Raw genomic sequence first — 13,904 nt, forward strand, 5'->3', positions numbered from 1 at the left:
GGTGAGGTGCTTGAGCCTGTCGCGGATCGCCACACCGGTGGGGCCGGGCACCACGAACGGTGGCGTCACCTCCCGCAGCCCACCCACCCCGATCAACCTCCCTCCCATGGCCGAAGAATCCCCGTCACCACCCAACGACCACCACCGGGAAAGGTCACCCATTCGGTACAAGAACTCCCGTTCCCCGGCGTCATGCGGAGGCAGCCGGATACTCACTCACCCACGCCAGAACGCACTCATGCGCCGTCATGAGGCAGCACCTCACAACCCCCACCTGGAGGACAGATGCGACTGACCGGCAAGCGAAGCACACGATCACGTAGAACTCGCAGCACACGGGCGACGGGCACGGCGGCCCTGTCCCTCGCCGGGCTCCTGCTCCTCACCGGACTCGGACCCGCACAGGCTGACACCGCCGCGCCCGACGGCGTCCCGACCTCCGTCACCACCCTCACCACCGGGCTTACCGTCCCCTGGGGCGTCGCCTGGCTGCCCGACGGCTCCCATGCCCTGGTCACCGAGCGCGACGACTTCCGGGTCTGGAAGGTCGCCCCCGACGGCGCCAAGACTCAGGTCGGCACCGTCCCCGAGAGCCAGACCACCGACGGCGAGGGCGGCCTGCTGGGCGTCGCCGTCGACCCGGACTGGGCCACCAACCACCACGTCTACTTCATGCACACCGCCGCCGAGGGCAACCGCATCGCCCGCATGACGTACGACGGCACCTCGCTCGGCGGCTACAAGGTGATCCTGCGGGGCATCGCCAAAGCCCGGTACCACAACGGCGGACGGCTCGCCTTCGGCCCGGACGGCTATCTGTACGCCACCACCGGCGACGCCCAGAACACCGCCCTCTCCCAGGACCGCAACTCCCTCAACGGCAAGATCCTGCGCCTGACCACGTCCGGGGCGCCGGCCCCCGGCAACCCCTTCGGCAACCACGTCTACAGCCTCGGCCACCGCAACCCGCAGGGGCTCGCCTTCGACCGCAACGGGCGGCTGTGGTCGGCCGAGTTCGGCAACACCCGGTTCGATGAACTGAACCTGATCAAGTCCGGCGCCAACTACGGCTGGCCCACCTGCGAGGGCAGCTGCTCGGTCGCCGGGATGACCAACCCGAAGAAGACCTGGGCCACCTCCGAGGCCTCGCCCAGCGGCATCGCCATCGCCGACAACGTCGTCTACATCGCCGCCCAGCGCGGCCAGCGCCTGTGGCGCGTCCCCATCGAGGGCGACACGGAGAACGTCGGCGCGGCGACGGCGCACTACGTCGGCACGTACGGCCGCCTCCGTACGGTGGTCAAGGTCCCCGGCCGCGAGGACCAGCTGTGGCTGACGACCACCAACGCCGACACCCCGGGAGGCCGGCCGGACGGCGCGGACCGCGTGCTGAGGGTGACCCTCGGTTAGCCGCAGCCCCGAACGGCGCGGCGCGCACGGGCGCTGTGCACGTCGAGGACGGCCTGGAACTGCTCGCGCGCCGCGCCGAGCCGTCCTGCGGCCAGGCAGGCGTGGCCCAGGCGGCTGCGGATTGTCCATCTCCAGCCAGTCGGAGCCGGGTGCGCAGCAGCCGTTGCAGCGCCTGCTCCGGCGACTGCCGCCGCTGGGTGCTGTGCGCGCGCAGGTCCACGAACAGGCAGTCGCGTCGTGCAGCAATCCGGACTGCTGGAGTCCGGGTAGCGGGCACGAGGCCGCCGGCCCCGGACCTCGCGGGAGGCGTCCCGCGCTGTTCCCGGCGGTGGCGTGCGCCCATCGCCGAGGTGTCGGGCTTCCGCGGGTGTGACCTGGGGAGTCGCGAACTCCGCACGCCTGCACCACGTCGCGGCACGCGACCTCTCGGCCACCGGCGCGGTGTGCTCAACTCGAGGGTGGCCTGGCATCGGTGGCCTGCCGTGTGCCCGAGTGGGTGACCGGTGCCAGGGCGGCCACGGTGACCGCCACGACGACCAGCAGGCCGAGGGCAGCCGGCAGGCCGACGAGCGTGGCCAGGCCGCCGATGACGGGGGAGACCAGCAGCCAGCCGAGATTCCCGGCGAAGCCGACCTGGCCCATCGCCACAGGCGCATTGGGCAGCGCACCCGCGGCCGTGAACGCGCCGGGAAAGACGGCGCTCATTCCCGCTCCGGCGACGACGAGCGCGGCCAGCGTGGTACCGGGGCGTCCGAGCAGCAGGGCCGCGGTCAGTGCGGCCGCGCAGCACAGGCTGCCTGCCCGGATCAGACGGACCCAGCCGATGCGGTCGACCAGCCGGTCGTTGAACAGCCGGGCGAGGACCGAACCGGCCGAGAAGGCCGCGTAACCGGCCGCGGCCGTCGCGGTGTCCGCCCCCACGTGCTTCAGGTACACGCCGCTCCAGGATGCCGGGGCATCCTCCACCAGCGCTGCCAGGAAGACCATCAGCGCAAGCAGGACGAACACCGGCCCGTCGGCCCTGTGCCCGGCGGCATCTCCTTCGCCCGCGTCGGCCGAGTGCCCGCCCTCCCGTGCGGGGTCGCTCCCCGGTGCCTGCTCCGCGAGTTCCCCGTCCGGCCCGAGTCCACAGGCTGCCACCGCCGACACGACGCCGAGGACGGCGGCCACGACCACGAACTGGGCCGTGAGCGCCATACCGAGGGCCGCGGTGGCCACCCCGGCCAACCCGCCGGCGACGGCGCCGACGCTCCGCATCGCGTGCATCGAGTTGAGCACCGCCCGTCCGTACCGGCGCTGCACGACGACCGCTCGCGCGTTCATGGCCACGGACGTGCATCCGTCGGCCGCTCCCAGCAGCACCAGCAGGCAGGCCAGTGTCCACCCCGAGTGCGCCGTCGGGACGAGGGCCAGCGGCACGCTCAGTATCACCGGCGCCACCGCACTCACCGTACGGCTGCCGAGGCGCCGCACCAGCAGCCCGCCCGCCTGGCTGCCGGCCAGCGCACCGATTCCCGGGCCGGCCAGTACCAGGCCCAGAAGTCCGGCGGACAGCTGAAGTTCGCTCTGCACGGCGGGAACGCGGGCGGCCCAGGAGCCGAAGACCGCACCATGGACGAAGAAGATCGCCGTCACTGCCACTCGCGCCCGGCGGCCGGCCTGAACCCCATAATCCACTCAGGTTCCTCCACTTGAGTCCCCCCCACTTCAATTCCCCCCCCACACACACAAAGGACGAAAGCCATGAACGGCGTGCGCAGGCGCACAGTGATCACGGCGCTCGGCGGTACGGCCGCCGTGGCCGCCACCGGCACCGCACGCGCCGCGGCAAGCCCAGAGGGCCTCTGGTCTCGCCCGCGCCTGCCAAGGCTGGCGCAAAGTATTGACCACCACACCCACCTGCCCCTACGGTCACGCCGACACTACGAACCGCGTTCGAAATGCCGAATGCCCGGGTTGAGTTGAGAGGAGCGCGTCCGCCTCCCGTCGCCGAAAACGAGCCGCCGCGTTCCCCGACGCCCGGCCACCCCGTAACGCCGGACCAACCTGCAACGCCCGACCCCCACCCGGTTGGCCCCCCGCCAACCGGTAAGAGCCGCTGCGGACCCTGTCGAACCGGTTCGACAGGGTCCCGAAAGGAACGCCACCATGCCATCCGCTGACAAAACCGGGCGGCGCAGAGCCCCGGCTGCCGTGGCCCTGGCCATCGGCGCGGGGCTGCTGGCCGCGCCGGCCACCCCCGCGCAGGCGGCCGAAACGCCACAGCCCACCGCCCGCTACACCTTCGACCAGGACGACCTCGCCTCCGGGGAGATCACGGACAGTTCCGGCAACGGCCTGACGGCGAGCCTGGTGAACGGCTCCACCGCCCAGTCCGTCACCGGCACGGAGGGAGGCAAGGCGCTCGCCCTGCCCGGCGGGGCGCCGACCTCCAACGGCGCCTACGTCCGCCTGCCGCGCGAAGTGGTCGGCGACGCCAACGACCTGACGGTGTCCGCCCGCGTGAAGTGGAGTGGCGACAAGTCGTCCTGGCAGCGGATCTTCGACCTGGGCACCAACACCACCAAGTACCTCTTCGCGACCCCGTACAGCGGCGAGGGGAAGCTGCGCACCGCCATCACCAACGGCGGAGGGGAGGCACAGGTCGACGGCTACGCGCCGCTCCCCGCGGACAAGTGGCAGACCGTCACCGTCACCCTCGACAGCTCCGCAGGCCGGCTCACCACCTACCTCGACGGCGTGGCGGTCTCCTCCGCCGAGACCAGCATCAAGGCCAGGGACGTACTGGACAGTTCGGCCACGGCCGCCGGCTACATCGGCAAGTCCCTGTGGCCGGACCCGCTGCTCAAGGGCGCGGTCGACGACTTCACCGTGTGGCACTCGGCGCTCAGCTCCGAGCAGGTGGCCGGCCTGGTCGGGGACGTACCCACCCTCCAGGAGCTCTCGAAGACCTCCTTCGAGGTCCGTACGACGACCGGGACCGCCCCGTCCCTGCCCGCCGCCGTCCGATCCACCTTCTCCGACGGCTACGATCGTGACGCGCCGATCACCTGGGACGCCGTACCGTCCGAGAAGTACGCCCAGCCGGGCACCTTCACCGTGGCGGGAACCGCGGCCGGACGCGCCGTGAAGGCCACCGTCACCGTGGTCCGCGAGGGCCAGCTCAACGTCGACCTCGGCTCGGACACCGGCGCGTTCCACGGCGGCGCCTCCGGCACCCTCTACGGCGTGTACGGACCGGACGTCCCGACCAACAACCTCATCGAGGGCATGGGCCTGCGCACGGTCTCCACGAAGGCGCAGGACGGCCCGCAGCACCCGGGTGCCGACGCGCTGGAGGTGGTGAAGCCGCTGGCCGACTCCACCAACGGTGACGTGTACATCTACATGACGGACATCCACCGCGGCTTCCCGTACCAGTGGCCGGGCAGCACTCCCGAGGAGAAGCTCAAGCTCTACCGGGAGAAGATCGCCAAGCAGGTCGACCAGGTCCTGAAGCTGCCGAAGGAGTACCAGGACAACATCGTCTTCGTGCCGTTCAACGAGCCCGAGGGCAACATGTTCGGCACCGGCGAGTGGAGCTACAACAAGGTCAGCTGGCTCAACGACCCGGACGACTACTTCGCCGCCTGGGACGACTTCTACAAGCTCATCAAGGGCAAGATGCCCGAGGCCCGCATCGCCGGCCCCAACACCAGCATCCTCTACAACCAGGTGAAGGGCTTCCTCACCCACACCCTGGCCGCCGGCACCCTCCCCGACGTCATCACCTGGCATGAACTGAGCCACCCGGAGGCGGTGCGCGAGAGCGTCGCCAAGTACCGGGCGTGGGAGAAGGACCTGTTCAAGGGCACCGACAAGGAGGGCACCCAGCTCCCCATCAACATCAACGAGTACGCCTTCAACTACCACACCTCGGTGCCCGGCCAGATGATCCAGTGGGTGTCCGCGATCGAGGAGTCCAAGGTGGACGCCGACATCGCGTACTGGAACATCGACGGCAACCTCTCCGACTCCGCGGTGCAGTCCAACCGCGGCAACGGCCAGTGGTGGCTGCTCAACTCGTACGCCTCGATGAGCGGGCACACGGTGAAGGTGACCCCGCCGTTCCCGGGCGAGAACTACACCATGCAGGGCGTCGCCACGCTCGACGAGAAGAAGAAGCAGTCCCGGCTGATCTTCGGCGGCTCCACCGGCAAGGGCCACATCACCTTCGACAACGTCCCGAAGAAGCTCTTCGGCGACCGGGTGCACGCCTGGGTGAAGGAGATCGAGTGGAGCGGGCAGGTCGGCGACAACTCCGGCCCCAAGCTGCTCTCGGAGCAGAACCTGAAGGTCGGTGACGACGGCAAGGTCGTCGTCGACTTCGGCGACGGCGCGCTGCCGAAGCTGAAGGAGTCCTCGTCGTACGAGATCGTCCTCAGCCCGGCCGGAAAGGCGAAGGGCACGCAGGCGCCGCCCGTGCGCTGGCAGGGTTCGTACGAGGCGGAGGACGCCGCCCACACCGGGTCCGGCTACTCCAAGAACGGCCCCGAGGGCTCGCCCCGCGACGTGTCGAAGTTCTACACCTCCGGCGGCTACGACGTGGGCGGCCTGCGCACCGGCTCCGACGTCAAGCTCGACTTCACGGTGGACGTACCGCAGGACGGCACGTACGACCTGAGCGTCTTCGCCAACTCCCTCAACACCTTCGACAAGGTGAAGGAGCAGGGCCCGACCAACGTCTTCCTGAGCGTGGACGGCAAGGCGGACAGCGAGCAGGAGATGTACCTGCCGCTGGGCTACAAGTGGGTGGTGTGGGACCACACCGACACCAAGGTGAAGCTCACCAAGGGCAAGCACACCCTGACGCTCGCCGCGAAGAGCGCCGACGGCAAGCGCGCCACCAAGGGCGACGCCATCGTCGACCGCCTCACCCTCGCCCTGCCCGAGGCTTCGGCGGGCACCCAGGTGTACGAGGGCGAGCTGGGCTGGCTGGGAGGCGGGGCGCGCCCCGTCTACGACCTGCCGAAGCAGGCGGCCACCGGATCGGGCGCGGCCCGGCTCGCCAAGGGCCAGACCGCCACGTTCTGGGTCTACTCACCCGCCGACCGCGAGGCCACCCTCAAGGTCGACACCCTCGCCGGTTCGGGCGCCCGGCTCGCCGTCAACGGCCATGACGTCCTGCGGCTGGGCAACGGCACGAGCAGCGCGGCGGTCTCCCTCTCGGGCGGCGTCAACAAGGTGACGGTGACCGGGGGTTCGGCCACGACTCTCGTCGACCGCGTCCGCGTCACCCCCACCGAGGGCGCGCTCCCGGCGCGCACGTACGAGGCCCAGGACGCCAAGCTCGCGGGCTCGGCCACGCTGACCCCGCTCTCCCTGGCTACCGACGGCACGGCGATCACGGGTATCGGCGGCGACCCCGGCAACGGCAACACGGCGACGTTCACCGTGAAGGCCGACCGGGCGGGCCTGTACGCGATGCGCATCCGCTACTCCAACCCGGAGCAGTCCGAGGCCACGCACTACAACCCGGACCCGCTCGCCCGCCACGCCGACATCAGCGTCAACGGCGGCGAGACCCGGCGCGTGAGCTTCCCGCACAGCTTCCACCAGAACAACTTCTGGGAGCTGACCGTCCCGGTCCAGCTGAAGAAGGGCCAGAACACGGTCGCGTTCCGCTCCGAGGAACTGCCCAACTTCGACGGCACCACCTACGCCTCGGACACCTTCCCGGGCGTACTTCTCCGCTCCCGCTTCGCCCCGCTGATCGACCGGATCACAGTCGCGCCGTACGCGAAGGAGGTGCGGTGACCTGCTGACCACCGGTGGCGGGCCGCGCGCGGGTGACGGGTAGCAACACCCCACGTCACCCACCTGCCCGGCAGAAGCGCCATCCCGCCGCCGGTGCTCCGCACACGTGCCCGGATCCGTCGAAACCGGCGGACCCGGGCACGCTGCCGTTCGGGTTCCCCAAGGTTGTTGCTGTTGCAGGTGTCAAGACGCCCTGCGCTGCTGCCTGATCGGTTCCCCTACCTGGTGCAGGTGGGTCAGGGCCTCGCGATAGGACTGGATCAGCCCGGTCTCGTGGTACGGCACTCCGATCTCGGCGCAGTAGCCGCGCACGATGAGCTGGGCCCGCCGCAGATGGGGAGTGGGCATGCTCGGGAACAGGTGGTGCTCGATCTGGTAGTTGAGCCCACCGAGCATTACGTCGGTGAGCCTGCCGCCACGCACGTTGCGGGACGTCAGAACTTGGCGCCGCAGGAAGTCGGGGCGCTCGTCGCCGGTGAACGTGGGCATGCCCTTGTGGTTCGGGGCGAAGGTGCAGCCGAGGTAGACGCCGAACAGGCACTGGTTCACGGCGAGGAACGCCACCGCCTTGCCCGGGGAAAGCACCAGGAACAGGGCGGACAGGAAGCCCGCGATGTGCAGGAAGAGCAGGGCGCCCTCCAGCAGCCGGTTCTTCATGGAGGGCGAGCACAGTGCCCGCACGCTCGCGACGTGCAGATTGAAGCCCTCCAGCGTGAGCAGCGGGAAGAACAGGAACGCCTGATGACCGCCGAGGAAGCGGGCCAGGCCACGGCTGGCGCGGGCCTGTTCGGCAGACCACACCAGGATGTCCGGGGAGACGTCGGGGTCCAGTTCCTCGTGGTTGGGGTTGGCGTGGTGGCGGGTGTGCTTGTTCATCCACCAGCCGTAGCTCATGCCGATACCGAGGTTGCCGAACAGCCGGCCCCCGATCTCACTCGGCCGGCGGCGCCGAAAGATCTGACGGTGCGCCAGATCGTGTGTCACCAGGGCGATCTGGCCGAAGACCAGGGCCAGACAGCCGGCGACCGCCAGTTGCCACCAGGTGTCGCCGAGGGCGAAGAAGACCACCCAGCCCGCCGCCAGCAGGGCGGTCACCAGACCGAGACGAAGCGTGTAGTAACCGGGGCGCCGCTCCAACAGGCCTGCCTCGGAGATGGGTTGGGAGAGCCTGGCGAAGTCGCTGCCGGCGCCGGAGCCGGACGTACGGGGACGGGTGGCGGATGTCCTGGGACGGGTGGCGGGTGTCCGGGCCGCGACGGATGCGTCGATGGAGAACGTCATGCCGTCGAGTCTGCGGACGGCCGCCGGGCCGGGGGCAGCCTGCCAGGCACCGTATGCGCAGGGGTGCTGTCCCCAGACCACCCCAGGGGTTGTCACCACCCCTATGCCGCTGACCTGCCGGCCTCGATCCTGCCTCGGCCATCGATGCGGCCTTGATCACCGGTGGACTGCCTCTGATCTGTGCGGAGCGGACCACGCGCCGGTCGCCAAGGAGCTGTTGTTCGTCGGCTCGGTGAAGTGGCTGGAGATCTCCCCGTTCGACCGGCACGATCTCGCGGCGCTGCACCGACACCGCGTCGCGCTCACGCCTGCTCCCGTGCCTGTGATCGCTGTCTCGCGCAGCGGGACCGCACGGGGCTCGACGCTGCGTACGGCCCGGCGGAACTCCTCGCGGCGTGGTCCTCCTGATCATGGGGAAGCGGGCGCAGTGGCTGATCTCGGCGAGCTCGACGCCGCCGTCGGCCAGGGTCGGGAGGTAGGACAGCGAGTTAGCCGTAGTCGGAGATTGATTTCCTTACGGTCTTGACGTGCGCCAGGGGCGCACTTAGCGTCACACCGCAGACATCAGAGGTCTGATGTGTTGGATGACGCAAGGAGGTCGACAGCAATGTCGCTGTCCGACAAGCTCGCCGAGCGGCTGTTGTACTCCATCATCGACGGCCACTACCCGCCCGGCACCGCGCTGCCCCCGGAGGGCGCCCTGGCCGAGGAGTACGCGGCCAGTCGGCTCACCGTACGTGAGGCGATCAAGGTCCTGCGCTCGCAGAACGTCGTACGCATCCACCGCGGGCGTGGTACGTACGTCAACGCACCCGACCACTGGACCGCGCTCGAGCCGATGATCCGTGCCGCGGCGACCGCGCCGCGCGCCGGCGGAGCGATCTCCGAGAAGCTGATCGAGGCCCGCCGGCTGATCGAGGTCGGCGCCGCCCAGCTGGCCGCCGCGCGGTGCACCATCCCGCTGCTGTCCGAGCCCTTCGGGCGGCTGCTGATCGAGGGCCGCCGGGAGACCTCGGCGGTGCCCCAGATCCGCACCAACGCCATCGCCCACCACGAAGCCGTCCTGGAGGCGCTGCGCACCGGCGAGCCGGACAAGGCGCGGCGAGCGATGGACGACCACATGGCCCAGACCGCGGACGACCTGCGCACCCACGTCATCAGCAAGCGCACCTGAGGGCACACCACAACGGGCCGCGCCAGGCGGCCATGTCGGCCTGCCGAAAAGGCAGGCCCATACGAAAGAAGAGCCGCTCATGCTCCCAACCACGACCTTCCCCCACCTGGACGAGGTGCCGCCCGTGCGTCCGGTTACCGCCCGGGAAGTGGCTGCCACGATCGCCGGAGGCCCCCGCCTCGTCGTCCTCGACGACGACCCGACCGGTACGCAGACCGTCGCCGGGGTGCCCGTCCTGACCCGATGGTCGATCGACGACCTGCGGTGGGCGCTGCGGCAGGACAGCCCTGCGTTCTTCGTCCTGACCAACACGCGCAGCCTCGCGCCGGGGGACGCCGCCCGGCGTAACCGCGGGGTCGTGCGCGCTCTGGGCGAGGCATCGGCGGCGGAGGGCGTCGGCTATGTCCTGGCCAGCCGCAGCGACTCCACGCTGCGCGGCCACTTCCCGCTGGAGACGGACGTCCTGGCGGAGGAGACACCCGTCGACGGTGTCGTCCTGGTGCCCGCGTACATCGAGGCCGGGCGGCTGACCGCCGGCTCCGTGCACTGGATGCGGACCGCGGACGGTTCCATGCTTCCCGTGGGACAGAGCGAGTTCGCCAAGGACGCCACGTTCGCCTACGTCAACTCCGGCCTCCCGGAATGGATCGAGGAGAAGACCCGTGGGCGGATTGCCGCCGGTGACGTCCTGCGGATCACCCTGGAGGACCTGCGCGTCCGCGGGCCGGAGCACGTCGCCCGCCTGCTCGGCTCGCTGCGCGACGGACGCACGGCGGTCGCGGACGCCCTTTGCGACGACGACCTGCGGGCGCTGGCCCTGGGCGCGGCCGGGGCGGAGGCCCGGGGCGCACGGCTGCTGTACCGCTGCGGCCCCTCCTTCGTACGGGCCCGGGCCGGGCAGTCCGCGAAGCCGCCGCTGACGGCTGTGGAGCTGGGCCGGCCTGAGGGCGGCACGACACACGGACTGATCGCCGTCGGCTCCCATGTCGGGCTGACCACCCGGCAGTTGGACCGGCTGCGGGAGCGCGGCGGCATCACCGAGTACGAACTCGACGTGCACGCGCTGCTCGACGCCGGACAGCGCCCCGCGCACATCGCCGAGGTGGCGCGAGCCGCCGCCGACGCGCTGGCCACGAGCGATGTCGTTGTACGCACCTCGCGCACGGTGGTCACCGGCGCCGACGCCGCCGACTCGCTCGCCATCGCGCGCAGCGTCTCCACAGCGCTCGTCGACGCCGTACGGACGGTCGCCGCCGCCCGCCGGCCGGCCTTCGTCATCGCCAAGGGCGGCATCACCTCCAGTGACATCGCGACCGAGGGCCTGGAGATTCGCCGGGCCTGGGCGCGGGGCACCCTGCTGCCCGGCATCGTCTCGCTGTGGGAGGCCGAGTCCGGCCCGAGCGCCGGCATCCCGTACGTCGTGTTCGCCGGGAACGTCGGGGACGACGACGCCCTCGGCGACGCGCTCGACCTGCTCAGGAGCCGTTGATGCTGATGCGCCGGATGCTGCGCATTCCCCGACAACCGGCAGCGCGTGATGGGCCCCGCGGCGAACGCGACAGGGCTCGGTAGGCCGGCGGCCGCGGGAGGGGCGGTGGTCTCCTCCTGCCCGTCGGACCCCCAACCCGACCCCGACCCCGACCCGCTCCCGGCCCGGACCCTGATCCCGGCCTGGCCCCGACGCCGATCCCGGCCCGCTGCCGGCCTGGCCCCCGACCCCGGCCTGTGTACCGATCCCGGCCGGACCCGATCACTACCCGGGAACGAGGCGCCCCTCGGATCGCCTGTACCGACCCGACCACCCGCACAGGTCACCGCTCCCCCCTTCCCCTTCCCAAGGACCCCCGCATGTCTGATTCCCCCCGCACGGCCGTGATCGGCCTCGGCGCGATGGGCCTACCGATGGCCCGGCATCTCGCCAAGGCGTTTCCCGTGACCGTGTTCGACATCGCCGCCGAACCGCGAGCCCTCGTCGCCGCCGACGGGGCCGCCGAAGCGGCGACCCCGGCCGAGGCCGCGCGCCACGCGCAGGTCGTGCTGCTCGCCGTGCGCGATCAGGCGCAGGTCGACAGTGCCCTGTTCGGTGAGCACGGAGCCGCCGCTGCCATGCGTGCCGGGACAGTCGTCGTACTCACCAGCACGGTCGGCCCGGAGGCCGCCCGGCTGACCGCCGCCCGGCTCGCCAAGCTCGGCCTGCTGCTCGTCGACGCCCCCGTGAGCGGCGGCCCGACCCGGGCCGGCAACGGTGACCTGCTGATAGTCGTCGGCGCGGAGAAATCCGCGCTGGACCTGGCCCGGCCGGTCCTGGACCGGCTCGCCTCGACGCTGACCGTCATCGGCGACAAGCCCGGCGACGGGCAGGCCCTGAAGGCCGTCAACCAGCTGCTCGCCGGTGTGCACATCGCGGCTGCCGCCGAGGCCGTGGCGCTCGCCCGCGGCCTCGGTCTCGACCCGGGGACCGTCATCGACAGCCTCAGCCAGGGCGCCGCCGGATCGTTCATGTTCGCCGACCGCGGACCGCGGATGGCCCAGGCGTACAGCGACGAGGCGGACGCCGTGGAGGTCCGCTCCCGGCTGGACATCTTCGTCAAGGACATGGGGATCGTCACCGGCATCGCCAAGCAGGCCCATGTCCCCCTTCCGCTGGCCTCTGCCGCCGAGCAGCTGTACCTGCTCGGCGAGCGCGCTGGGCTGGCCGCACGCGACGACTCAAGCATCGTGACCGTACTCTCCCCGAAGGAGGCCAGCAGATGAGCGCCACAACACTGCTTCTGATCGCGGCGGGCGGTATCGCCCTGCTGCTGCTGATGGTGATCAAGTTCAAGGTCCAGCCGTTCATCGCCCTGCTCATGGTGAGCATGGGCGTGGCGCTGGCCGCGGGCATCCCCGGCGGAGAGCTGGTGGCCACCATCCAGGAGGGCATGGGCCTGACCCTGGGCTACATCGCCATCATCATCGCGCTGGGCGCCATGGTCGGCCGTATGATCGAAATCTCCGGCGGCGCCCAGGCGTTCGCCCACTCGCTGATCGACAGATTCGGTGAGCGCCGCACCCCGCTGGCGCTGACCGTGGCCGGGTTCGTTCTCGGCATCCCGATCTTCTTCGACGTCGGTCTGATCATTCTCATGCCGATCGTCCTCGGAGTCGCCCGTGTCTCCCGCAAGCCGATTCTGACGTACGCCCTGCCGCTGGGCGGGGCGATGCTCGCGGTGCACGCCCTGCTGCCCCCGCACCCGGGGCAGGTGGCGCTGGCCGGCCTCATCGGCGCTGACCAGGGCATGGTCCTGCTCTTCGGCATCCCGATCACCGCGGTGGTGTCCGTGATCGGGTTCCTGCTCGCCCGGCGCATGACCCGCCGGGAGTACCCGATCGACCCCGAGCTGTACGAGAGGGTCTATGGCGAGGACTCGCAGGGCGACGCGCAGGGAACCGGCGGCGGCTCCGTCCCGGCGGACAGTGACGGCGCAGGGAACGGCGGTGGCGGCGCCACCCTTCTGGCCCCGGTGACCACCGCGACGAAGCAGGCGGAGCGGCCGCCGTCCTTCGGGATGATCCTCTCTCTGGTCCTCACGCCCATCGTGCTCATCATGCTCGGCACGGTCGCCACGAACACCATGGCCGAGGGCTCGCCGGTACGCACGGTCCTCGGCGTGCTCGGCGCCCCGATGGTCGCCCTGCTCATCGCCGTGGTCCTCTGCGCCTACCTGCTGGGCGCCCGCCGCGGATGGTCCGCCTCCCACATCGAAGAGGTCCTCAGCTCCGCACTGCCGCCCGTGGCCCTGGTCGTCCTGGTCTCCGGCGCCGGCGGCATCTTCGGAAAGGTGCTCGTCAAGACCGGTATCGGCGACGCGGTCTCCAATGTGCTCCAGTCCACCGGTCTGCCCCTGCTCGCCCTGGGCTTCCTGATGACGCTCGTGCTGCGGGCCGCTCAGGGTTCGGCCACGGTCGCGCTGGTCACCGTCGGCGGTCTCCTCGCGCCGATGCTGAAGGAACTGGACCTGTCCTCGCCCCAGCTGGCGCTGACAGCCCTCGCCATGGGCGGTGGTTCGCTCGCCCTGTCCCACATCAACGACTCGGGCTTCTGGATCTTCACGAAGCTGGTCGGCATCAACGTGAGCACCGCCCTGCGCACCTGGACGGTCCTGACGACCGCGATGGGCGTGTCCGCCTTCCTGCTGGCGTGGGCCCTCTGGCCCGTCGTCTAGCCACTGGGGGCCGTCGGCCCCACCGCCCCCGGTCCCCG

At 70.8% G+C, this 13,904-nt stretch carries 8 protein-coding genes and 1 pseudogene; 7 read left to right on the forward strand and 2 right to left on the reverse strand.

What is annotated here, in order from left to right; translation table 11 throughout:
* The first annotated feature begins 285 nt into the window (after positions 1-285).
* On the forward strand, positions 286-1,410 hold the full coding sequence (locus H8R17_RS22845; RefSeq protein WP_187825075.1) for a sorbosone dehydrogenase family protein: 1,125 nt from the start codon (positions 286-288) through the stop codon (positions 1,408-1,410).
* 447 nt (positions 1,411-1,857) lie between these two features.
* Here the strand turns inward: H8R17_RS22845 and H8R17_RS22850 are convergent, their stop codons facing one another.
* Positions 1,858-3,087 (reverse strand): MFS transporter, encoded by a 1,230-nt coding sequence (locus H8R17_RS22850; protein WP_187825076.1) that lies wholly within the window; start codon positions 3,085-3,087, stop codon positions 1,858-1,860.
* A gap of 471 nt (positions 3,088-3,558) precedes the next feature.
* Between H8R17_RS22850 and H8R17_RS22855 the strand changes: the two genes are divergently transcribed.
* A complete protein-coding gene (locus tag H8R17_RS22855; protein WP_187825077.1) occupies positions 3,559-7,206 on the forward strand; it encodes a LamG-like jellyroll fold domain-containing protein in 3,648 nt (1,215 codons plus the stop codon).
* Positions 7,207-7,389: 183 nt separating this feature from the next.
* Here H8R17_RS22855 and H8R17_RS22860 read toward each other — a convergent pair whose 3' ends face one another.
* Entirely contained in the window at positions 7,390-8,487 is a 1,098-nt protein-coding gene (locus H8R17_RS22860; protein ID WP_187825078.1) for an acyl-CoA desaturase, read from the reverse strand.
* A gap of 175 nt (positions 8,488-8,662) precedes the next feature.
* Here H8R17_RS22860 and H8R17_RS47200 point away from each other — a divergent pair.
* The 5 genes and pseudogenes from H8R17_RS47200 to H8R17_RS22880 all read left to right on the forward strand — a co-directional run.
* Positions 8,663-8,895 (forward strand): annotated as a pseudogene (locus tag H8R17_RS47200) (ATP-binding protein); the annotation flags it as partial.
* Between the two features lie 199 nt (positions 8,896-9,094).
* A complete protein-coding gene (locus tag H8R17_RS22865) occupies positions 9,095-9,661 on the forward strand; it encodes a FadR/GntR family transcriptional regulator (protein WP_187825079.1) in 567 nt (188 codons plus the stop codon).
* A gap of 79 nt (positions 9,662-9,740) precedes the next feature.
* Positions 9,741-11,150: a four-carbon acid sugar kinase family protein gene (locus H8R17_RS22870; RefSeq protein ID WP_187825080.1), complete on the forward strand. Its 1,410-nt coding sequence runs from the start codon at positions 9,741-9,743 to the stop codon at positions 11,148-11,150.
* A 359-nt stretch (positions 11,151-11,509) separates the two neighbouring features.
* On the forward strand, positions 11,510-12,415 hold the full coding sequence (locus H8R17_RS22875) for an NAD(P)-dependent oxidoreductase (protein WP_187825081.1): 906 nt from the start codon (positions 11,510-11,512) through the stop codon (positions 12,413-12,415).
* The gene (locus H8R17_RS22880; protein WP_187825082.1) at positions 12,412-13,866 is read left to right on the forward strand and encodes an SLC13 family permease; all 1,455 of its coding nucleotides are present in this window, start codon (positions 12,412-12,414) and stop codon (positions 13,864-13,866) included. Before H8R17_RS22875 ends, H8R17_RS22880 begins: the two co-directional genes overlap by 4 nt.
* The last annotated feature ends 38 nt before the right edge of the window (positions 13,867-13,904 follow it).

Source organism: Streptomyces sp. TRM68367, assembly GCF_014495685.1.
Taxonomy (GTDB): Bacteria; Actinomycetota; Actinomycetes; order Streptomycetales; family Streptomycetaceae; genus Streptomyces.

Bases quoted from the DNA above. Each gene is read 5' to 3' on its own strand.
- H8R17_RS22845 (WP_187825075.1), top strand. From the start codon at position 286: ATGCGACTGACCGGCAAGCGAAGCACACGATCACGTAGAACTCGCAGC.
- H8R17_RS22855 (WP_187825077.1), top strand. From the start codon at position 3,559: ATGCCATCCGCTGACAAAACCGGGCGGCGCAGAGCCCCGGCTGCCGTG.
- H8R17_RS22860 (WP_187825078.1), bottom strand. From the start codon at position 8,487: ATGACGTTCTCCATCGACGCATCCGTCGCGGCCCGGACACCCGCCACC.
- H8R17_RS22865 (WP_187825079.1), top strand. From the start codon at position 9,095: ATGTCGCTGTCCGACAAGCTCGCCGAGCGGCTGTTGTACTCCATCATC.
- H8R17_RS22870 (WP_187825080.1), top strand. From the start codon at position 9,741: ATGCTCCCAACCACGACCTTCCCCCACCTGGACGAGGTGCCGCCCGTG.
- H8R17_RS22875 (WP_187825081.1), top strand. From the start codon at position 11,510: ATGTCTGATTCCCCCCGCACGGCCGTGATCGGCCTCGGCGCGATGGGC.
- H8R17_RS22880 (WP_187825082.1), top strand. From the start codon at position 12,412: ATGAGCGCCACAACACTGCTTCTGATCGCGGCGGGCGGTATCGCCCTG.